The sequence below is a fragment of the Treponema sp. OMZ 840 genome, from assembly GCF_050937815.1.
GTDB lineage: Bacteria > Spirochaetota > Spirochaetia > Treponematales > Treponemataceae > Treponema_C.
In genome coordinates, this window is record NZ_JACDIJ010000006.1 from 101045 (window position 1) to 122998 (window position 21954).

The window sequence follows — 21954 nt, forward strand, 5'->3', positions numbered from 1 at the left end:
ATTCTGGTTTGGAGGCCGTATTATGCCGGTATTATTTTACTACATTGGTCTCCCGCTGACTGGACTTATTCTTGGATGGACTATTCGCTGGCTGTATGCCAGATTTCAACTATCAGCATCGGAGCAAAGGGCAGAACGTGTAAAACAAGATGCTATTAAAGAAGCTGAAGCTCAGAAAAAAGAAATTTTATTAGAAGCGAAAGATCAACTCATTCGAGAACGAAATCAGCAGGAACGGGAGAATCGGGAAAGACGCGGAGAATTGCAGCGTCAAGAACGAAGACTTGCTTTAAAAGAAGAAATGCTGGATAAGCGCTCGCAGAATTTTGATAAACAGGAAGCCGAGTTTGTACAAAGAGAGCAGCTTATATCTCGCCGCGAAGGCGAACTTGCAAGTGAAGGTGAACGTTACAGAAAGGAACTTGAACGTATTTCGGGCTTAACCGCCGAAGATGCAAAAAAACTTATAATAAAAGACCTTGAAAACGACGCCCGCCATGATGCGCAAGCACTTTTAAATAAAATCGAGCAGGAAGCCCAGCTTACCGCCGAAAAAAAAGCCCGTGATATATTGGTTACCACTATTCAGCGGCTTGCAGCGGAAACAACCGGAGATGTAACGGTTGCAACCGTATCTTTGCCGAGTGATGAAATGAAAGGCCGCATTATCGGCCGCGAAGGGCGCAATATCCGTACCCTTGAAACACTCACCGGTGTGGATATTATTATAGACGATACTCCGGAAGCGGTTGTTATTTCATGCTTTGATCCGGTGCGCAAAGAAATTGCAAAGATTTCTTTGGAGCGGCTTATCAGCGACGGACGCATTCATCCTGCCCGCATTGAAGAGATTGTCCAAAAGGTAACACGCGAAACCCAGCAAAAAATATATGAAGAAGGCGAAAAGGTTTTGTTTGATTTGGGTATTCACAATATGAGTCAAGACGGCGTGCGTGCGCTCGGACGGTTGTATTTTAGAACCAGTTACGGACAAAACGTGTTGTATCACTCAAAAGAAGTGGCTATTATTGCGGGTATGATTGCAGCTGAAGTAGGCGCAAACCGTGAATTGGCAAAACGGGGAGCGCTTTTGCACGATATCGGAAAGGGTGCCGAAACGGATTCCGATCAAAACCACGCTGAAGTGGGTATGGATATGGCACGCAAAATGGGTGAAGACCCGCGAGTCGTAAATGCAGTCGGTTCTCATCATAACGATGTCGAGCCGGAATGTATCGAAGCGATTATCGTGCAAATTGCCGATGCGGTTTCCGCCGCCCGCCCGGGAGCACGGCGCGAAACGATGGACAACTATATTAAGCGCCTTGAAAATCTCGAACACCTTGCCGAAGGATTTACGGGGGTTGAAAAAGCGTATGCGATCCAAGCAGGACGTGAATTGCGTGTGTTGGTAAATAACGAAAAAATTCCCGATGCGGAAGTCAAAGAATTGGCGCGTAAAATCGCCAAACAAATAGAAACCGATTTGCAATATCCCGGCCGTATAAAACTTACGATGATCCGAGAAACAAGAATCGTGGAGTATGCGCGCTGACAAGCCGCATAAGCCCGCTGTTCCGAATCGGAGCGGCGGGCTTTTTCATACGGAGGATTTATGGAACAAAAAAAACTGGTTATTGCGCTGGGCGGTAATGCATTGGGAAATACGCCTGAAGAACAATTAAACTTGGTGTCGCATACGGCACGGATTATCGGCTCTTTGGCTGCGGAAGGACACCGGGTTATTGTGGCGCACGGAAACGGCCCCCAAGTCGGTATGATAAATGCCGCATGCGATTTTGCCGCGGCGAGGGGCGCTGGAACTCCTTCCATCCCGTTTCCCGAATGCGGAGCTATGTCGCAAGGTTATATAGGTTATCATTTGGCACAGGCTTTGCGGAACGAATTTAAAAAACGCGGCCTTGATAAAGAAGCCGTGTGTTTGGTAACGCAGGTTCTTGTAGATAAAAACGATCCGGCTTTTAATAAACCTACAAAACCCGTCGGCAGCTTTATTACAAAAGAACAAGCCGAAAAAATCGCTTCGGAAACGGGATTTGTTTTTGTTGAAGATGCGGGCAGGGGATGGCGCAGAGTTGTAGCCTCTCCGCTTCCCCGAAAGATTGTCGAACTTAAAACGGCGGAAAAACTTATTGAATCCGGGGCGGTTGTAATTATCGTCGGCGGCGGCGGTATACCGGTTGTTGAAAATGAGGACGGCTTTTTGGAAGGCATTCCCGCCGTCATAGATAAGGACCGGTCTTCAGCCCTGCTTGCCCGTGAAATCGGAGCCGATATGCTCCTTATTTTAACCGCCGTTGAAAAAGTGTATATTCATTTTAACAAACCCGAACAGCGGGCGCTTGATACTTTAACTCTTGCCGAAGCACGCGGCTATATTGCCGAAGGCCATTTTGCACCCGGTTCCATGCTTCCCAAAATCGAGGCGTGCATAGACTTTTTGGAGCACAGTGCCGACGGAGCACAAGCGCTTATCAGTTCGCTTGAAAAAGCACAAGAGGCTTTGCACGGTAAAACAGGTACGCGGCTATATATCGAACAAAACATTTCTTCTTGAATAAAAGCCTATAATCGGGTATTATACGATAATATGAACAGTAAACCCCCTGCCATTGATGAAAATATGTTGGAAGCTTTGTTATATCTTTCACGCTTGGCACCGTCTTCCATCGATTTAAAGACTTTAAAGAATCAAGTTGAACAAATTGTCGGCTATTTTAATTTGTTGTCGGAATTTGACGATACTGAGAATCCCTTTGACGCATATCCGTCTTCACAAGCCGATGTATTGCGAGAAGATACGCCCGTTCCTGGCTTGGATATTCCCGACGTAAAAAAAATGACAAATGAGTTTATGGACGGTTATTTCCGTGTTCCGAAAGTTTTGGGCGAGGGCGCCTAAAGTATCGCTTTAATTTTATCCGCCTCAGGGCAGGAGTAAGTATGAAACAATATACCGTTTTGTCTGCATTGCAGGCTTTGGAAAATAAAACATATACATGCGAGGAATTGGTTGCAAAATCTATCGATTGTTTCGAACAAGATCTTAAAACCGATGCTCCTTTAAACGCTTTTTTGGAAATATATGCCGACGCGCTTGTACAAGCACGCCGCTGCGATGAAGAGCGGGATCGGGCGCTTGCACAGGGGCCGGATGCTTTAAAAAACTTACTTGCAAAAAAACCGCTTTTGGGTATACCCTTCGGCGTAAAAGATAATATTTCGGTACGGGGTAAAAGTCTTACCTGTGCAAGTCATATTTTGGAAGGCTATACCGCCCCTTACAATGCAACCGTTATTCAACGGCTGGTTGACGCCGGCGCCGTTCCCTTAGGGCGCTGTAATCAAGATGAATTTGCGATGGGGTCTTCGACCGAATATTCGGCATACGGACCGACACGCAATCCCATAAACCGCACCTATGTTGCCGGCGGCTCATCCGGAGGTTCTGCGGCTGCCGTCGCTTCGGGAATGGTGCCCTTTGCCCTCGGTACGGAAACGGGCGGTTCCGTTCGTCTTCCGGCATCTTATTGCGGCGTGTACGGTCTTAAACCGACTTACGGACTTTTAAGCCGCTGGGGCATTACCGCTTTCGGCAGCTCGCTCGATCAAGCGGGCGTTTTCGGTGTAACGCCGGATGATATAGCGCTTCCGCTACGTATTATGTCGGGAAAAGATTTTTATGACGATACTTCCGAGGATATTCCTGCGGGCTGTGAAATAAATTCGCCTTGCCCGCCTTTAGCGGATACGGAATTCGCATCCCTTAAAATTGCAGTTCCGCGTCAATTTGCCGAAGCAAAGGGCCTTGATGAAGAAGTTGCCGGCATATTCGAAAAAGTGCAAACATGGTTTAAAGAACGCGGTTCTTCCATAGAACTTGTCGATATTCCCGTTTTGGATGCTTCGATTGCTTCTTATTACGTTATTGCGCTTAGCGAAGCCGCGAGTAATTTAAGCCGTTTTGACGGAATTCGCTACGGCAACCGTAAAGATCGCGGCGAAGGTTATGATGACTTGTTTATTCAAACCCGCAGCGAAGGCTTCGGAGCGGAGGTAAAACGCCGTATTATTATCGGAAATTATGTATTATCGGATCAATTTTCCGGTACCTATTATAAGCGGGCTATGGGAGTGCGCGCACGCATACAGCGTGAAATCGCCGCCCTCTATAAAACCTACAGTTGTATTTTGTGTCCCACATGTCCGACGCCTGCATTTAAGTTAGGTCAAAAAACCGAAGATCCTATGGCTATGTATTTATCCGATATGTTTACCGTTTTTGTCAATTTAAGCCGAACCGCTTCCTTAAATGTTCCGGCCGGAACGACAAGTGCGGGGCTTCCCGTCGGCGTGCAATTTGCAGGCCCCATGTTCAGCGAAAACCGCCTGCTTTCTATGGCAAAAGCGTGGCATACCGGCCGCAATGGAGAAAAAAAATGAGTATAGACTATCGTGTCGTTATCGGCTGCGAAATACACTGCCAGCTTACTACAAAAACCAAAGCTTTTTGCGCGTGCGAAAACCGCTACGGCGGCATGCCCGACACGCGGGTGTGTCCTGTATGTTTGGGACTTCCCGGCGGGATGCCGCGAGTTAATAAGGGATATGTGGAAATGGGCATTATTGCAGGTACCGCTCTTAACTGTTCGATTGCACGCTTTACCAAATTCGACCGCAAACATTATTTTTATCCGGATTTGGTAAAAGGATACCAGATAACGCAAAACGATATCCCCTTATGCAGTGCGGGTTTTGTTGATATTCCCTACCGCCATTTAAGCGAAGATTTGCAGCCCGGAGGAAAAAGTCACTACGGTAAAAATGCGGCAGGAGAGGCGAGCGATATAGACGGCTTGTATAAGAGAGTGCGTATAGAGCGCATTCATTTGGAAGAAGATGTCGGAAAAAGCCTTCATTTGGAAGGTTCTCACAGTTACATAGATTATAACCGTTCGGGCACCCCGCTTATTGAAATCGTTACAAAGCCGGATATGAATTCTCCGGAAGAAGCGGCTTTGCTTATGCAAACCCTTCAGGAAATATTGCGCTATGTAAATGTAACGAAGGGAAATTTGGAAGACGGAAATATGAGATGCGATGCGAATATTAACCTTATCATATGGGAAGACGGAAAAGAACATCGTACCCCGATCTCCGAAATCAAAAACTTAAACTCGTTCCGCGCAATAAAAGATGCGTGTGCATATGAAATAAAACGTCAGCTTAAAGAATTCGAAACGACAAAAAAAGAATTCGAAGTCGGATATAAAAATACGATGGGCTGGGATGAAACAAAAGGTGAAACGGTCATTCAGCGCACAAAAAATTCCTTTATCGATTATCGTTTTGTTCCCGAACCCGATATAAAGCCCTTTAATGTTTCCGAAACGTTTATTTCCGCAGCGGCCGAAAAAGTCGGCGAATTGCCCGAACAAAAACGTATGCGCTTTAAAAAAGAATACGCCCTTTCTTCTTTCGATGCGGAAACACTCACTTCAAGCCGTGCTCTTGCTTTGTGGTTTGAACAGGCTGCAAAATTATCCAAAGATGTAAAAAAAACCGCCAATTGGATTTTAGCCGAAGTTTTAGCCGTTTTAAATCAAAAAGAGATAAGCATAGAACAATTCAACCTTACTCCGGCGCATATTGCCGAATTGGTAAATGCGGTTACGGATAAAAAAATAACCGGAAAGCAGGCAAAGGACGTATTTGCACAGATGCTCGAAACCGGGCACATGCCCGAACAGATAATAAAAGAAGAGGGTATGGAAGTTGTTTCCGATACTGCGGAAATTGCCGCTTTTGTATCGGAGGTTATAAGAGAAAACCCGCAAGCTTTGGCCGAGTATAAGGGCGGTAAAACGAATGTTTTCGGTTGGCTTATGGGGCAAATTATAAAAAAATCCGGCGGAAAGGCAACGCCGGCCGCCGCGGCTTCACTTTTAAAAGCCGAATTGGAAAAACTTTGATGCAGTATGATGTGCCGCTGTGGTACAAAACCGAATTTGTAAAACGATACGGTGCCGTTTCTCGGGCACGCGGTTGCTATTTATATACGCAAAAGGGCGTACGCATTACCGATATGTATCGGGATTCGGGCCGTGCCGTTTTAGGATGGGGCTGTTCCGGCTCCAAAGCTTTTAAGATTTTTAAAAACACCCTTGAGCGCGGTCAAACCGGTTCTTTCCCTTGTGAATATGAACGGCGTTTTGAAAAAGCCGTTCTTGCTTTGCTCGGCTCTTATGATCATGCCCGCTGGTTTTTAAGTGCCGAATCGCTTTTAACTTCCGTATATCAAAGTGCATGGGGCGAAGAATACGCCGAAAAAAAGAGTATGTACGGCATTAAATTATGGCGTCCCTGGTTTCCCGAACACGCGGAAATTCCTTCGGACGGTTTGTTTGTGCAGCCGGACACAAAAACCTGCAATTTTATACCGGGGGTTTGCGCATTATATCCGCCCTTTGCATTGAGCACTTCCGGATATATAGCCGTGTTTGAAAAAAAAGAAGGCGCCGAACCGCCCCGTTCCGACACATGTTCGCCGGCTTTGTTAAATGCGCTTGCCAGGGCGGTATACGATTTATCGGCCGAAATTCCCCGCCGCAGCGAAAAAGATTTTTCCGCTTTCGATTTTGTTCTCGGACAGTATTTTATACGCAGCGGTGCCTATTTTATGCCGAAAATAAAATCGGAGCAATACAAAGATTTTGTGCTGCACTGCCTTGACTGTGCGCTTTTACTTGCGCCGGTTTGCACGGTTCCGTCTGTTGTGCCCTTCGGTGCATCGCAGGGAGATTTTTCACAATTAAAACGGAAGCCGTTTTAGCACAAAGGAAGCAAAAAATACGGGAGGCGTTTATGCAAGCCGATATGGTGCTGTATATTATTAAATTGGTTTTAGGCGGTATAGCGGCTTTTTTAGCCATTATGCTGTGGTCTAAAACACGGGATGCGGCGTGGATAGCATTGGTTGCCGGAACCCTCATTGCCTACGCGGGTATCGTGTATGACGTTTTGTCGGTGTTCGGTATCAATGCATTTCATAACAATGCCGGTATTGAAATCGGCGGAGTACCGCTTGCTTCCGTAATTTTTTCGTTTTTTCCGCAGCTGTTTTACATAGCCGCTTTTCTTATTGCCTTAATACGCAAGCGGTTTTAAAAGGACACCGCATACCGATATCTTACTTATATAAAAAGCAAGCGATTTGATGGTCGGTACCGTTTGTGCCTTTTTGAACCAGGGGCGGCTGAGCGGTTTTACAGCAATCCATACGTTTCGGGCAGCGGTCGTAAAAATAACAGCCGGGCCTCTGGCGGTCGGGAGCGGGAACGTCCCCCGTTAAAATAATGCGCTGACGCTTTGCTTCAACTTCCGGATCGGGAATGGGGGCTGCCGAAAGCAGGGCCTTCGTATAGGGATGCAGGGGATTTGCATATAAATCCTTATAATCGCTTATTTCTACAATCTTTCCCAAATACATAACCGCAATACGGTCGGAAATATATTGAATAACCGCCAAGTCGTGGGCAATAAAAAGATAGGTAAGGCCCATCTCTTTTTGAACGTCTTTAAAAAGGTTTAAAATCTGCGCTTGAATCGATACGTCCAAAGCCGAAACCGGCTCGTCTGCAAGGATAAGGCTCGGATTTAAAGCCAAAGAGCGCGCAATACCGATACGCTGTCTTTGGCCGCCTGAAAATTCATGCGGATAGCGGTTTTTAAAAAACTTTGAAAGACCGACCAATTCCATTAAATTTTCAACGCGCTTATCTATTTCTTCTTCCGATATTTCGATAATACCGCGCTGTTTATATATGCGCAAAGGCTCGGCGATAATCGAAGCGGTGGTCATGCGCGGGTTTAAAGAAGCATAGGGGTCTTGAAACACCATTTGAATGTTTTTGCGCGCTTCCAAAAGCTCGCCCTTATTCATCTTTGTTAAATCCTTACCGTTGAATATAACTTCTCCGGCGGTGGGTTTATACAGCTGGGCAACGGCGCGCGCAACGGTGGATTTTCCGCAGCCGGATTCTCCCACCAAACCGAGTGTTTCGCCTTTTTTTAACGTAAAATCGATACCGTCAACCGCATATATGTAATTCTTTTTTCCGCCGAACAAACCTTCGCTTCCGGCCGGAAAGTGCATTTTAAGATTTTTTACTTCAAGCAGGTTTTGCATTCTATTCTCCTATGAACTTATTCGGCCTTTTCCTTTTCATCGGCATAAAGCCAACAGGATGTACAGTGTCCGTTGCCGAAATCCTTAAGCGGCGGATACTTTTTTTTGCACACATCCATTGTACTGCTGCAGCGCGGGAAAAAAGGACAACAGGGCGGAAGGTCTATAACGTTCGGCGGCTGTCCCGGAATCGAATAAAGCCGTTCGGCGTTTTCTTTGTCCAAACGCGGAACCGATTGGATAAGACCGCGCGTGTACGGATGTTTAGGTTCTTTAAAAATGTCTTCCGTTTTACCGCGTTCTACAACACGGCCTGCGTACATAACGCAAATGGTATCGCACATACCGGCAACGACACCGAGCGAGTGGGTTATCATAATTACCGCAGTTCCGAGTCTGCGCGAAAGATCCTGCATAAGTTCAAGAATTTGTGCTTGAATCGTTACGTCCAGGGCCGAAGTCGGTTCGTCCGCAATAAGGATTTCAGGATTGCATGAAAGTCCCATTGCAATCATAACGCGCTGCCTCATGCCGCCTGAAAATTGATGCGGATAATTATCTATACGTTTTTCCGGCGCGGGGATACCGGCCAATTTAAGCATTTCTATCGCTTTTATTTTTGCAGCTTTTTTATCCAGTTTTTGGTGAAGCATAATCGTTTCAACCATTTGAGTGGAAATGCGTAAAAACGGATTTAAACTGGACATCGGGTCTTGAAATATCATCGATATTTTGTTTCCCCGTATGTTTTGAATTTGTTTTTCGCTTAATTTAAGCAAGTCTTCACCGTGAAAAAACACTTCGCCGCCCATTATTTTTCCCGGCGGATTGGGAATCAAATTCATAATCGAAAGGTTTGTAACGCTTTTCCCGGAACCGGATTCGCCGACAATGCCCATCGTTTCGCCCTTGCGTAAATCGAATGTAATACCGTCTACGGCTTTTACAACGCCTTCGTCCGTATTAAAATAAGTACGAAGGTCTTTTACTTGTAGAATAACTTCATCTTGTATACTTGTGTTTTCCATTCAGTGTGCCTCAAACCTTGTTTTTACTTTGCGGATCGAAGGAATCGCGCAAACCGTCGCCCAAAAAGTTCATTGCGAACAAAAAAACGGTCATAACGATTGCCGGAACCAAAAGCAGCCACGGATACAATTCCATACCCTTTACGCCGTCGGCAACCAAAGAACCCCATGATGCAAGGGGAGCCGAAACGCCCAAACCCAAAAAGGATAAAAAGCTTTCGCTCATAATAAACGAGGGCAAAGAAAGGGTTGAATATACGATAACGATACCCAAGGTATTGGGTAATAAATGGCGGAATATAATACGGGCAGAGCTTGCTCCCATAGAACGGGCGGCTTCGACAAATTCCGAATTTTTCAAACTGATAATTTGACCGCGTACCACACGGGCAATCGTAAGCCATGAGATAAGGGCGATGGCGACAAACAAAATAAAAACGTTTCGCCCCAAAATCGCCATCATAATAATAACGATGAGCATATAAGGAAGGCCGTACATAATATCGACAAAGCGCATAAGGGCGTTGTCAATCCAGCCTCCCGCATAGCCTGCAATCGAACCTAAGGTAACGCCTATAATAAGAGCGGTTACGGTTCCTAAAAGACCGATGGCTATCGAAATACGCCCGCCGTAAATGGTTCGGGAAAGCACATCGCGTCCCAAACTGTCGGTACCGAGAATATAACGTCTTTGATGAATCGGATTGACTTTTATATCTTCTTCCATCGCTGCGATTTCCGCGCTTTCTTTTTCGGTATATTCGCTGCGTTTTTCCTTTGCCATAATTTTTGCAATATAGGCTTTTTTTTGCGCAATCATAATTTCGCCGGCCGGTTTAAAAGACGGCCGTAAATATATGTGATCCAAATATTGCTGTTCGTAAGGATAAATCGGTAAAACGGGGGCTAAAAATGAAATTAAAATATAAAAACCCACAACGTATAAACCGATAAGCGCCATTTTATTTTTTCTAAGCCGTTTCCAAGCATCTCCCCATAAAGATACGGGTTTCATAACTTGATTGAATTCATTTACGGCCTGTTCGGCATTTTTTTTGCGTGCGGTAAATAACACCGTAAACCTCCTGCTATTTATATGAAATACGCGGGTCGAGTAAGCCGTATATAATATCGACGACTAAATTCATCACAACCAAAATAAGCGAATATACGATAACCGTTCCCATAATAAGGGTGTAGTCGCGGTTTAAAGCCGATTTTACGAAAAAATTTCCGAGGCCCGGAACAAGAAAAATCTGCTCTACAACCACCGAACCGGTAACAATACCTGCAAAGGCCGGCCCCAAATAACTGACGACCGGCAGCATTGCACCCTTTAGTACGTGTTTAAAAATAACCACCGATTGTTTTAATCCCTTTGCCTGCGCAGTACGGATATAGTCCGAACGTAGAATTTCCAAAATACTGGCACGGCTTAAACGGGCTATATAGGCAAAATAGGGGAAGGCGAGGGTAATTGCCGGCATAATAAGGGTTTTTAAGCCCGCACGTCCGGTTATCCAGCCCGATGTGGGAAGCCACTTTAACTTCATGGCAAAAATAAGCATCAATACCGGACCGACTACAAACAGCGGAACGGATATACCGATAACCGCTGCCGACATTGCCGCATAATCGATCCGTGTATTCCGGTTTAAAGCCGAAACGACCCCGACGCTTACCCCCAATATAAGGGCGAGCGAAAGAGAAACGACACCCAAAATAAGCGAATTCGGCAAACTGATACCGATAAGTTCGGTAACGCTGTAGTCCTTATTTTTAAAAGAAGGCCCCAAATCTCCGCGTAAAGCGTTTCCCATATAGCGCAGATATTGTTTGTATAGGGGGGCGTCCATGTCGTATTTTTTCAAAAGGTTTTGCATTACCTCCGGCGTAACTTTTTTTTCGCGAGAAAAAGGCCCCCCCGGTGCCAATCTGATTAAAAAAAAGCTGAACGTTACAATTAAAAACATTGTCGGGATTAAACCTAAAACCCGGCGGAATATGAATCTTCCCATTTTTTCCTCATCTGTATGTGTTTTTTTGGGTTCGAACAAGCCGCCTTTTGCTTACTCATCATAATGATTAAAGCGGTTTATTCAAACCGGAGCCGATACAAAAGAAAATACAGTGTATTGAAAAGGTTCGAGAAGCCGCTAAAAAGCGAATTGCTTTTTAGCGGCTCATTGTTACGGCTCCGCGTTAAAACGTGAAAAACTTATTTTTTCTTTTTCAAACCAACCCAGGGGTGGATATCCAAAGTATTGGTATACCAGCCGTCCCACTTGTTAAGGTCAATCATATTAGGAGATACATAGTAATAGAAGGGGATAATAGCTTGATCCCGTGTAATTACCATTTCTTCGGCTTGCTTCAAAACCGCCATACGGGCAGCTCCTGCCGGCATTTTTGAAGCTTTGTCGATTAATGCATCGTATTCTTTGTCGTTGTAACGGCCGTCGTTGTTTCCGGCTGTCGAAAGGAAGAGTTCCAAAAAGTTGGACGGATCCTGATAGTCGGCAGCCCAGCCGGCACGGGCAATTTCAAAATCGTTTGCCTGACGCTTGTCAAGGAAGGTTGCCCATTCCAAGTTTGCAAGTTCGATGTTGATACCCAAATTTTTCTTCCACTGCTGCTGCATAAACTCGGCGATTTTTTTGTGGCCTTCGTTTGTATTGTAAATAAGGGTCATTTTCGGGAAGCCTTTTCCGTCGGGATAGCCGGCTTCGGCAAGAAGTTTTTTCGCTTCGGCAACGTTAAACGCATTTCCCTTGGCGGTTGTGTAACCTTCCATCGGAGGAACGAGGGCCGTTGTAGGAACTTGACCTGCGCGGGTTACTTTTTCGACCAATTCTTTGCGGTCGAAAGACATACCTAAGGCTTTGCGTACGCGCGCATCGCTCAATACCTTATTATTGACGTTCAGATAATAGTAATAGGTTGTTGCCATGGGAGCCGGATGATAATCGTCGCGAAGTTTGATTTCATCGAGCATTTCGGTAGGAGTACTTGTTGCCCAGTCCATTTCCCCGCTTTTATATTTTTGATAGGCGGTGGTTTCGTTTTCGATGGGCAAGGCTACCAAGCGCGTGATATGTACGTTTGCTTTATTCCAGTATTTTTTATTGGGAACCATAGTAACTCTGTCCTGCGGAACCCATTCTTTTAATACAAAGGGGCCGTTTCCGACAAAATTTTTAGGTTTAATCCAATCCGTTCCGAATTTTTTAATTGCGTGCATCGGAAGCGGAGAAAATGAATAGTGAGCCATCATGTCTACCGCATAAGGAACGGGACCGACGAGGGTTACTTCAAAGGTTTTATCGTCAACTGCACGGATACCGACGGTTTCGGGACCGGCTTTTCCGGCATTGTATTCGGTTGCGCCCTTGATAACCATAGCGGGCATATATGCATAGGTGGCTGCGGTTTCGGGGGATAAATAATAGAGCCATGACTCCACAAAGGTTTGAGCGGTAATTTTTGTACCGTCGCTCCATGTGCAGTCGCGAAGCTTAAATGTAATCACATCCTGCGAAGCGTTGCGGGTCCAGCTTTTGGCAACACCGGGAACGGGGCGGCTTGTTTTGGGGTCGTAGCCTACCAAGCCTTCAAACAAGGCCATGTACAAGCGGTGTTCGGGAACGCCTTCAATCTTTGAGGGATCCAAAGACTGCGGTTCGGTACCGTTGTTAAAAATGAATTCCGCTTTCTGTGAATAACCTGCCGCGCAAAAAGCGAAAAGCACCAAAACGGTTACGAAAGCTTTCATAAAAAATCTTTTTTTCATAGTATCCTCCTGAAAAAAGCAATGCTGTCATTTTACCCTACATTTGTTTCTATTTCAAGTAATAAAGTAAATTTAATGCAAAAAAAGTTCGTTTTTTTTAATAAAAATGTTTTTCTTTCAGTCTTATTTAAGTTCCGTATACGATGTAACGAAGTGCAAAAAACGATTGTTCGGACATTTTCCGGCTCTCTTGCAATGTATGTTATTCTTGGATATAATGAATAGTATCAAAACCTTTTATCAGGAGGAATGCGTGACTGCCTGAATGTCGGCAGAAATGCAACAAAGATATGGCTGTGTCAAAAAAAACATTAAGCGGAGTTGTGCTGCAGCTGGCTCTTGCACTTTTTTTACTTGTATCGGGTCTTTTAACCCTTCAGCTGGACGGCGGTTTTTTCGGTAAACTGCAAGCGGGAGTGAGCGGCAATGAACTTGCCGCTGCGGTTTACAGCTTTTTAAAGGGAAGCCCTGCGACAATTGTAATTATGGCATTGGGTATTTGCGAACTTATTGCAGGTATCTTTTTATTGGCAAATTTTTTTGTCGATACCGGAAAAATTACCAACCTCTTTATTTTTATTATTATAATTGTATGGCTTATTGTTATTGCACTTATTGATGTAATGGGTTCCGGCGGTATTTTAGGCGGTGCGTTTTCTTCCGCAAGTGCGTTTTTAAGCTTTTTAAAAAGTTTATCGGCGCACTTATTGGTTTTGGGCGCTTTATTTACCGTGTGGAAGCGCTGATTGTTTTAAACAGACGATAAAGGGGCTGTTAAAAAGCTTCGGCTTGAGCAGCTCCTTTGTCCTTATCGGTCCATTAGCTCAGCAGGATAGAGCGGCTGCCTCCTAAGCAGCAGGTCGCACGTTCGACTCGTGTATGGGCCATTTTTTACTTGACAGAGCGGCACTTGTGAGTTACTTTAAAGCTATGTTTGACGATGCATTTGATGAAGAACAGGAGTTTGAGGACGACTTTTACTCCGATATTCCCGAAGAAGCATTTTATTATGAAGAATCGGCTCATAAATACGGGTTTAGACTCGGCTATAAAGAAGCTTCCGAAGGGATAGATTCGGAAAGTACCGTAGAAAATTTTGAATATCCCGATGATGCGGATCCGGAAGCCGTAGAAATATTTAAAGAAGCTTATTTTGAAGGCGTTGAAAAATTCAATAATGAATTTGATGATGAAGACGAAGAAGACGAATGGGACTGATGCTCTTTACTGATTCTTTTAACCGAAATTATAGTAACAGCCTTTTTCGGTAAAACCTGCAAAACCGTCGCCTACGGCATCGAACTTTTCACGGCCGTCCCCGTAATGGCATAAAAACATTTTCCGCCTTATATCCGGAGGGAAGGTTTTTAATTCATCGTAGAACGCATGTACGCCGCCGGGAAAAAATTGGCAGTCATGAAAAATCCATTCGATATTCGGATAACGCTTGAGCATAAGCCGTATCAACTCCGGATCGAAGCGGGTATCGCTGGGAAATAAAATGCGTTCATCGACTAAAATCCCGCACGAATAAAAGGATTGCTGCCAGCTTCCCGTACTGTCGGGAATGTGCTTTGTGCGGTAAATCTTTATGTCTATGCTTCCGCAAGTGCTTTGATACAGGGGCCGCGGGCGCGATGCGATACGTACGGGTTTTATTTGTGTAAAATAATCGTCAAACGTTAAATATTGACCGTTTGTATATTCTCCGTACGACATACCCCCGCGCAACGATTGATTCCACAGTATTTTTTTATAATAATCGGAAATAATCATTGTGGGCTTTTGTTTTGTCGCATATCTGCCCATTAATCCGGCTTCTTCAATACCGCCGATATGGTCGGCGTGCGAGTGGGTTATTAAAAGATTTCGTACCTTTGTGATATTTGAATTATATGTAGAAAATGCATAGGGACACATTGTTCCGCAGTCTACCAGCAAGTGGTCCTTGCCTTTAATGATGAGCAGGTTTGTTTGAAAAAATTTCTTTGAAAAGGCGCTTCCCGTTCCTATAAAAAAGAATTCGAGGGAACCGTCGTTTTCAAAATGTATTGTCGTATCAAAAGGTTTTATTTCCATACTTTATATTATATCATAATTGTCGGTATTATTCAGTACAAACATAAAAAAATCTTTAAACGGATGTATCCTTATTTTGTACACAGTACATTTTCCAATGTATACAGATCTTTTACCCCTTCTACCAAAATACCTCCCATACCCATTTCCAGAGGAAGGGCTATGTCAATATCGTAGCGGTCGCCTATGCTTATACAGCGTTCAACGGAAGCGGCCGCCTGTTTTACCGCAAGCTCAAAGATTTTTATATCGGGCTTCGATATGCCGCAGGTATCAAGACCGATAACACCGCTGAAAAAGGGGTCGGCCCCCAAAGCTTTAAGTGTTTTGCGGCCGACGCTTACCGGATTGTTTGTAATGCAAATAAGTTTATGAGATTCGGCAAGCCGGGCAAGAACCGCGCACAATTTTTTATCGGTTTTTAAATAATGCGCCGGATCAATCAATTCTTTGCGCCATGCAATGCTTTCGCTTATGGGAACCCCCATATCTTTTAACACATTGCCCAGCGAACGCTGTTTACCGCCGTGCAGCTTTGCCCATTCTTCCCGATAGGATTTTACCATTTTACGCGCTTTTTTAAGATCCAAATTGCGTGTTTCGGCAAAGCGGCGGATTTGACAATCCGTTTGTTCTTTTATGTACCTTGCATTTGTGTACAGGGTTCCGTCTATATCAAAAATAAGAGCCGCAGGTTTTTCCGGTATGCTGTAAATGGTCATATTTTTTCCTCCCCCTTGTAAAAATGTACCTGCGGTTTTTTGCGATTTTTACTTAACCAGTTTTTCGATAATATTCCGGTTGTCCAAAAGATGGCTTAAAGATTGGTTGTGATGGAGGCGCGCGATAATATTTGCAAACAAACCGCTTACATCGGTATTGATATACCATTCGCATTTTAAAAGCTCTTCGTGATATACCGCATTTGTACCGATTATGCGGTAAAAATGCCCCTTTTCGTAGGCTTCGTTGAACAATTCAATCGCATTACCCGTAAAAAAGGGCAGACTGATTGCCGCGATAACCTTTGTCGCTCCCTGTTCTTTAAGAAATTCCATCGCTTTTAAAAGAGTACCGCCGGTTCCGAGCATATCGTCGGCTAAAAAGGCAACCTTACCGTGAACATCTCCGAGCAGTTTTATCGATTTTATATTCGTATCTTTTGCATTTTGTGTAACGATTGAATAATCGCGCTCTTTATAAATCATTGCAAGGGGTTTTTGCAAGCCCGTCGAATAAAATTTATTGCGGTCAACCGCTCCGGTATCGGGAGCGACAATAACGATATCTTCCGTGTTACCCGTCAAATCGACCAGCTTCGTAAGTTCGCGAATAATTTGATAGCTTGCGTGCAGGTTTTCCAAATTGATGCGTGAAAAAGCGTTTTCTATTTCGCGCGAATGTATATCAAGCGTAATAATACGGTTTACGCCCATGTTTTCGTAAATATGGCCTAAAAGACTGGCCGTCAAGCCTTCTCTTCCCTTTTTTTTGTGCTGGCGGCTGTACGGATAAACGGGCACGACAAGGGTGATTTTTGCGGCTCCGGCTTGGCGCACCGCGTCAATCGTAACCAGCATAGACATAATGTGGTCGTTTACCGAAAGCGAACATCGGTTTTTACCGCCGTTTAAGCTTAAAACCTGATGATTTTCCACATCCTGAAAAATATACACGTCTTTTCCGCGGATGCAGCTTTTTATTTCGGTTTTAAACTCGCCGTTCATAAAATAGGTAAATTCGGTTTCGGTTTTAAAAACGGGAGGGCGGTAGGCATCTACATTTCCGCGTACGCACAGATCTGATGTTTTTAAATCGTTAAAATAATTGATGTCTTTTATAAGCGCATCTTTATCTTTTGTATAACGCTTTAAAATACCGTCAAGTTTTAAATTAAATCGATGTTTATAAATATGCCGTAAATGTGCAATAACGGCGTCCGCAAAAACCTGTCCGCCGGGGCAGGCAATAACGGCAAGATTTGTAGGGTCGCAATAGGGCATGGCATCCTCTTTCTATATGTACCTGAGTTAGTTATATCACGCTTTTTACTTTTTGTATAGTCAATACTGCTCGTATATGTTATACTGTAATAAATTCAGTATGCGGAGGATAATATGGTGCCACGCTCGTTTGAAGATTTACTTACGGCGGATACAGCCGTTGTACAAAAGACAATAGCTGAATTTTCCATACGGGATACGGTGCTTGCGCTGAAAGGCGCATCCCCGCAAATGAATGAGTTTATTGAAGGCCTTATGCCGAAAGAGGACGCGGCCGCGCTTACCGATGAAAGGATGAGAATAAGCACAGTTCCTCTTATTCAAGTAGAACAAGCACAAAAACATATTTTACAAACATATCTCCGCTTTTTACAAGCAGGAAAAGAGAGACTATAACATTATGGAATCACGCAGTATTTTTTTAAACATTTCTCCCTTGGATCACCGCTATTCGCTTTCCGAAGCGAAGGTGTTTGACGATTTATCTTCGTTTATTTCCGAGCAGGCGGCCGTTATTTCCTGTGCGAAGGCCGAAACCGCCCTTATAAAGGCTCACCTTAAAATGCGCGGCAAACTTGACAGCGAAACCGAAAAAAAACTCGATACGGTTGCATGGACGATTGACCCTGCGCGCGTTTATGCCGAAGAAGAAAAAACTAAGCACAATATACGCGCCCTTGTAAACGTACTTAAAACGCTGGTTCCGGGCGAAACCGCCCCCCTTGTGCACTTGGGCGCAACCAGCGTCGATATTTTGGACACGGCCCTTTCAATGCGTATACGCGACTGCGTGCAGCAGGTTATCTTACCCGTACTGCGCGATTTGGAAGCTCATTTATGCGACATAGCCGAGCGCGATGCCGAAGTGCCGCAAACGGGGCGCACCCACGGCCAGCATGCCGTTCCCATCACCTTCGGTTTTGCCATAGCCGAATATGTAAGCCGTTTAGGAAAATCGATTATCGAAATAGAGCGCTTGTCGAAAAATTTACGCGGAAAACTTGCAGGCCCGGTCGGCGCTTACAACGGCACGTCCATGCTCGTAAAAGACCCTGAAGAACTTGAACGTTTGTATTTGGGCTATGTGGGGCTTGAGCCTTCCGAGCATTCAACCCAGCTTGTCGAACCCGAATATTTACTGCGTCTTTTGCTTGAATGTAATGTCGCTTTCGGCATTTTGGCAAACCTTGCCGACGATTTACGCAATTTGCAGCGCAGCGAAATAGGCGAAGTATTCGAGTATTTCAGCGCCGATCAGGTAGGTTCTTCTACGATGCCGCAAAAGCGCAACCCCTGGAACAGCGAACACGTAAAATCCTTATGGAAGGCTTTTGCGCCGCGCGTTATGACTTTTTTTATGGACCAGATTTCCGAGCACCAAAGAGATTTGACAAACTCCGCAAGCCAGCGCTTTGTCGCCGACTATTTAACGGGCTTTACCCTCGCCGCGGAACGTATGAAAAGCATTGTTGCAGGTCTTAACGCCGACGCCGAAGGCATGATGCGCAATTTAAATGCGGCAGGCGGTAAGGTAAAAGGCGGCATTCTTGCGGAACCCGCCTATCTTTTGCTTGCCGAAAGCGGCGTTTCGGATGCCCACGAAGTTATACGTAAAATTACCCTTGATGCGGAACATTCCGGTATAAGCTTTTTTGAAGCCCTGCAAAAGCGGGAAGACGTTTTTGAGCGCATACGGGCACAAGCCGAAAAGCTGGGCATAAAAGACGCCGCATCCTTTTTTGAGCACCCCGAACGCTACCGCGGCCTTGCAGCCGAAAAAGCGCGCTCATTGGCAGCAAAATACCGCAAAATTGCGGAACAGGACAGATAAAAAAAGGCAGGGTTTAAAAAAATTACAAACCCTTTGCAATAAGCGCTTGTATGTCCTTTTCGCCGGGCATAACGCGCAGCGCTCCTTTTTTTTCGGTTACAAGGGAAGCTGCGGCGTTTGCAAAAAGGAGCATGGAGTGCAGGCGTTCTTTTGTAAAATCCGTAAAACCGTGTACCAGAACATCGTGCAAAATGCAGGCGGCGAAGGTGTCGCCCGCTCCGGTAGTGTCTATTGTCTTTACCTTTTTGAAAGTCGGAAGGCTTTCATGTAAGCCTAAGCCGTCCGTACAGTTTTCATCCGCATAAAACAGTGAGGCGCCCTTTTTGCCGCAGGTTACCCCGATAAGCGGAATATTGTACGACGAGCGCAAAGAGCACACTCCTTCTGTAATGTCCTTGCAGCCGGTTATAAATTCAAGCTCTTCTTCGGCGATTTTTAAAATATCGCATTGCGATAAGCCGTATTTGATGCGCTCTTTTGCGTGTGCAAGATTGTCCCACAGGGGGACACGTAAATTGGGATCGAAAGAACACAGGGCGCCGTAGTTTTTTGCGCATGCAATTGCATATTCGGTTGCCGAAGCTGCGGGTTCGGCCGTCATGGAAAGGGAGCCGTAGTGAAAAATGCGGGTGCGCGAAAGTATATCCTCGCTTACTTCTCCGCTCGAAAGCCGGACGTCGGCGCCGTTTTTGCGGTAAAACGAAAAATCGCGGTCTCCGTCGTCTTTTATGTGCACAAAGGCGAGGGTGGTATTGTCGGTTTTGCTTACAATGAGGTTTTCCGTTCCGATTTTCAAATCTTCAAGGACGCTTTTTAAAAGGCGGCCGAACATATCGTCTCCGACCTTGCCGATAAACGAGGTTGAATGTCCGAGTTTGTTTAACATTGCAAGAAGATTTGCCGGCGCTCCGCCGGGATTCACTTCCATAAGCCGGTTGCCCTGTTCGCTTATGCCGCTCGGTGTAAAATCGATAAGCAACTCTCCTAATGCGGAAACGTCGATATTTTTTGCGTGCATTCTTCCTCCTTCATTCAGTGTAAGGCTTTACCCTCGCTGTGTCAAGGAAGATTATGGAAAAGCTCCGGAACAAAGCTTGTTAAATCGGTTTACTTTTACTTGACGATACGGACTTTAGGATATACGATTGATATCTGTATGGGAAATAATTATAAAACCGGTTCTATGTATAATGGTTCTTGGAGAACAGTGTATGATCCGACAAGCTTTTACGACCAATTCAAATAATAAGGAGAAAATAAAGTGAAAAAAATAATAGCGTTAATACTGTTGAATGTATTTTTAATGAGTTGTACAAAGAATAATACACAAAGTTATAATATTGATGGAGAGTTCTCTCCTGTACAAGAAGATTCCGAGTTTTTTGTATCTATGGAGGATTTAATAAACAATAATGAATTTTCATTTCATTTGTTGAATAAAAACGGCTCGTATGGCGGTTCCGTAGCAAACGAATACGGTAAATGGACTTGCAATTTTGGACGGTCGTATATATTTTTTCAATATGATTCGCATAGAATAGAAAAAGATATTGTGTATGTTTCATATGTAACCTGCGGATTCAATGTGTATGGGACTCCTTCTTTTAGAGGCTATGAATACCCCCAAAAAGAAACCTTTCCAATCACCAAAAAACAGATTGAAGAAAGAATAAAAGATAAAACAAAAGATGAAATAACTAAAAAAGTAGTACCGGAACAAGCAAGCTGCCGTGCGCTTGTAATAACCGATAATTTGCGCGTGCGGGAAGCTCCGAACACAAAACCTGAAACAAAAATAATAGGAAAACTTAATAAATTTGATGATATTTATCTTATTGACTGTACCGATAAAAAAGATTCAATAGAAAATCTTCAATTTCCATGGTATAAAACCAGATTGGAAAACGGAATTGAAGGTTGGGTGTTCGGCGGTTTTGTAAAGATTTATTTTTTTGATGAAGATATACAGATGTTAAAAAGAGCTTTTGAAAAGGACGGCAGTGAATATACAAATCAATTTGTAACACCGGATGACGACCCGCCGCCGAAAAACGAAGGGTGAAAGAAAATCTTTGTTATGATATTCTTTCTTTTACAAACAGTTATGTGTCGCAAACTACATTGCAGATGCTACTGGGAAATAGAAATACTTGGACATCTGATGATACTATTACATCAGTCGATGGGAACAGAATGACTTATAATCCCAATTTATACTACAACAATTACTTAAACTATACTTTAATACTAAAAAAAACGGGAGATTAACATGAAAAAGATTGTATTTTTAATGTTACTGGGTATGACCTTAACTGCTTGCAGTAAAAAGGAAGCGGTAAAACAAGCAGATGAATTTAAGTTAATTGCAGATTTTAGAATCCAACCTGAAGATTTGGAGAAAATTAATGTAACCGAATTTGAAGATTTTAATACTTTATATGAATTAGTAGGTGCAGAACAGGCTTTGAAGATTCAAGACATTAAGTTAAAAGGACATAAATTCAATTCATTTAACGGTATTGAAAAATTTCCAAAGCTATGGGCTTTGAATATAGAAGATCTGGAAATTACGGATTTCGACGGTTTATTTTTTAATAATGATTGGTTGGATTATTCTAATCCGGCTTATGCAGATATGCCTGCAATAGCTCTTACGAATACCGTAATACATTCATTTAAAGGCTTAACGGATATAACAAATCTGAGAGAAGTTTCCTTTATAAATTGTTCGTTTGAACAGTCAAAAGACATTGTTTTGCCTTCTCAGTTGCATACTTTATATTTTTTTAATTGTAAGAATGTACTTGATTTTTTTAACGTGGCATATAAGGATTTAAGTAATCTTTCTTTAGCCGGCGCAGAGATTTCAGAGGCTGATTTACGAAACATAGTTTCAAAATGTCCTAATTTACAGTATTTATATTTAGCTCGCACGGGATTGTCCGATTATATACAAGAAAAATATAGACCGGATTATTTGAAAAATATCACTGTTGCAGACTACCCTTATTAAC

The 21954-nt window shown here is 44.0% G+C and carries 22 protein-coding genes and 1 tRNA gene; 14 read left to right on the top strand and 9 right to left on the bottom strand.

Annotated elements, in window-relative coordinates:
* Positions 1-22: 22 nt before the first annotated feature.
* Genes rny through H0R92_RS09400 form a run of 7 tightly spaced genes read left to right on the top strand, consistent with a single transcriptional unit; the run spans position 23 to position 7188 of the window.
* Positions 23-1555, top strand: a complete 1533-nt coding sequence (rny, locus tag H0R92_RS09370) for a ribonuclease Y (protein ID WP_432963677.1) — start codon at positions 23-25, stop codon at positions 1553-1555.
* 60 nt (positions 1556-1615) lie between these two features.
* Entirely contained in the window at positions 1616-2578 is a 963-nt protein-coding gene (gene arcC / locus H0R92_RS09375) for a carbamate kinase (protein WP_432963680.1), read from the top strand.
* A gap of 33 nt (positions 2579-2611) precedes the next feature.
* Positions 2612-2923 (top strand): Asp-tRNA(Asn)/Glu-tRNA(Gln) amidotransferase subunit GatC, encoded by a 312-nt coding sequence (gene gatC, locus H0R92_RS09380; RefSeq protein WP_432963683.1) that lies wholly within the window; start codon positions 2612-2614, stop codon positions 2921-2923.
* 41 nt (positions 2924-2964) lie between these two features.
* The gene (gatA, locus tag H0R92_RS09385) at positions 2965-4464 is read left to right on the top strand and encodes an Asp-tRNA(Asn)/Glu-tRNA(Gln) amidotransferase subunit GatA (protein WP_432963686.1); all 1500 of its coding nucleotides are present in this window, start codon (positions 2965-2967) and stop codon (positions 4462-4464) included.
* The gene (gene gatB, locus H0R92_RS09390; RefSeq protein WP_432963689.1) at positions 4461-5993 is read left to right on the top strand and encodes an Asp-tRNA(Asn)/Glu-tRNA(Gln) amidotransferase subunit GatB; all 1533 of its coding nucleotides are present in this window, start codon (positions 4461-4463) and stop codon (positions 5991-5993) included. Before gatA ends, gatB begins: the two co-directional genes overlap by 4 nt.
* Positions 5993-6853 carry a hypothetical protein gene (locus H0R92_RS09395; protein ID WP_432963692.1) on the top strand — a complete coding sequence of 287 codons (861 nt, stop codon included), beginning with the start codon at positions 5993-5995 and terminating at the stop codon, positions 6851-6853. The genes gatB and H0R92_RS09395 overlap by 1 nt, the downstream gene beginning before the upstream one ends.
* A 32-nt stretch (positions 6854-6885) precedes the next feature.
* On the top strand, positions 6886-7188 hold the full coding sequence (locus tag H0R92_RS09400) for a hypothetical protein (RefSeq protein ID WP_432963695.1): 303 nt from the start codon (positions 6886-6888) through the stop codon (positions 7186-7188).
* Positions 7189-7210: 22 nt separating this feature from the next.
* Here H0R92_RS09400 and H0R92_RS09405 read toward each other — a convergent pair whose 3' ends face one another.
* From H0R92_RS09405 to H0R92_RS09425, 5 genes are all read right to left on the bottom strand, one after another.
* The gene (locus H0R92_RS09405) at positions 7211-8209 is read right to left on the bottom strand and encodes an ABC transporter ATP-binding protein (protein WP_432963698.1); all 999 of its coding nucleotides are present in this window, start codon (positions 8207-8209) and stop codon (positions 7211-7213) included.
* Between the two features lie 17 nt (positions 8210-8226).
* On the bottom strand, positions 8227-9237 hold the full coding sequence (locus tag H0R92_RS09410) for an ABC transporter ATP-binding protein (RefSeq protein WP_432963701.1): 1011 nt from the start codon (positions 9235-9237) through the stop codon (positions 8227-8229).
* Positions 9238-9247: 10 nt separating this feature from the next.
* Positions 9248-10252 (bottom strand): ABC transporter permease, encoded by a 1005-nt coding sequence (locus H0R92_RS09415; RefSeq protein WP_432963759.1) that lies wholly within the window; start codon positions 10250-10252, stop codon positions 9248-9250.
* A gap of 73 nt (positions 10253-10325) precedes the next feature.
* Entirely contained in the window at positions 10326-11255 is a 930-nt protein-coding gene (locus H0R92_RS09420) for an ABC transporter permease (protein WP_432963704.1), read from the bottom strand.
* Between the two features lie 200 nt (positions 11256-11455).
* Positions 11456-13027 (bottom strand): peptide ABC transporter substrate-binding protein, encoded by a 1572-nt coding sequence (locus tag H0R92_RS09425; protein WP_432963707.1) that lies wholly within the window; start codon positions 13025-13027, stop codon positions 11456-11458.
* Between the two features lie 290 nt (positions 13028-13317).
* Between H0R92_RS09425 and H0R92_RS09430 the strand changes: the two genes are divergently transcribed.
* The 3 genes from H0R92_RS09430 to H0R92_RS09440 all read left to right on the top strand — a co-directional run bounded on the left by H0R92_RS09430 (position 13318) and on the right by H0R92_RS09440 (position 14245).
* Positions 13318-13773: a hypothetical protein gene (locus H0R92_RS09430; RefSeq protein ID WP_432963710.1), complete on the top strand. Its 456-nt coding sequence runs from the start codon at positions 13318-13320 to the stop codon at positions 13771-13773.
* A 67-nt stretch (positions 13774-13840) separates the two neighbouring features.
* Positions 13841-13914, top strand: a tRNA-Arg gene (locus H0R92_RS09435).
* Positions 13915-13939: 25 nt separating this feature from the next.
* Positions 13940-14245 carry a hypothetical protein gene (locus H0R92_RS09440; protein WP_432963713.1) on the top strand — a complete coding sequence of 102 codons (306 nt, stop codon included), beginning with the start codon at positions 13940-13942 and terminating at the stop codon, positions 14243-14245.
* 18 nt (positions 14246-14263) lie between these two features.
* On the opposite strand, the gene H0R92_RS09445 is transcribed toward H0R92_RS09440, so the two are convergent.
* The 3 genes from H0R92_RS09445 to prs form a co-directional block, all read right to left on the bottom strand.
* Positions 14264-15106 carry an MBL fold metallo-hydrolase gene (locus tag H0R92_RS09445; RefSeq protein ID WP_432963716.1) on the bottom strand — a complete coding sequence of 281 codons (843 nt, stop codon included), beginning with the start codon at positions 15104-15106 and terminating at the stop codon, positions 14264-14266.
* Positions 15107-15177: 71 nt separating this feature from the next.
* Positions 15178-15828 (bottom strand): HAD family hydrolase, encoded by a 651-nt coding sequence (locus H0R92_RS09450; RefSeq protein WP_432963719.1) that lies wholly within the window; start codon positions 15826-15828, stop codon positions 15178-15180.
* Between the two features lie 48 nt (positions 15829-15876).
* Positions 15877-17109, bottom strand: coding sequence for a ribose-phosphate diphosphokinase (gene prs / locus H0R92_RS09455; RefSeq protein WP_432963722.1), 1233 nt, complete (start codon positions 17107-17109; stop codon positions 15877-15879).
* 114 nt (positions 17110-17223) lie between these two features.
* On the opposite strand from prs, the gene H0R92_RS09460 reads away from it, so the two are divergent.
* A complete protein-coding gene (locus H0R92_RS09460; RefSeq protein ID WP_432963725.1) occupies positions 17224-17505 on the top strand; it encodes a FliG C-terminal domain-containing protein in 282 nt (93 codons plus the stop codon).
* 4 nt (positions 17506-17509) lie between these two features.
* Positions 17510-18940 (top strand): lyase family protein, encoded by a 1431-nt coding sequence (locus H0R92_RS09465; protein ID WP_432963728.1) that lies wholly within the window; start codon positions 17510-17512, stop codon positions 18938-18940.
* A 22-nt stretch (positions 18941-18962) separates the two neighbouring features.
* Here H0R92_RS09465 and H0R92_RS09470 read toward each other — a convergent pair whose 3' ends face one another.
* On the bottom strand, positions 18963-19958 hold the full coding sequence (locus H0R92_RS09470) for a carbohydrate kinase family protein (RefSeq protein WP_432963731.1): 996 nt from the start codon (positions 19956-19958) through the stop codon (positions 18963-18965).
* 243 nt (positions 19959-20201) lie between these two features.
* Here H0R92_RS09470 and H0R92_RS09475 point away from each other — a divergent pair, with 243 nt between their 5' ends.
* Both H0R92_RS09475 and H0R92_RS09480 read left to right on the top strand, forming a co-directional pair.
* Positions 20202-21002 carry an SH3 domain-containing protein gene (locus H0R92_RS09475; RefSeq protein WP_432963734.1) on the top strand — a complete coding sequence of 267 codons (801 nt, stop codon included), beginning with the start codon at positions 20202-20204 and terminating at the stop codon, positions 21000-21002.
* 207 nt (positions 21003-21209) lie between these two features.
* Positions 21210-21953, top strand: a complete 744-nt coding sequence (locus H0R92_RS09480; protein WP_432963737.1) for a hypothetical protein — start codon at positions 21210-21212, stop codon at positions 21951-21953.
* Position 21954: the final 1 nt, after the last annotated feature.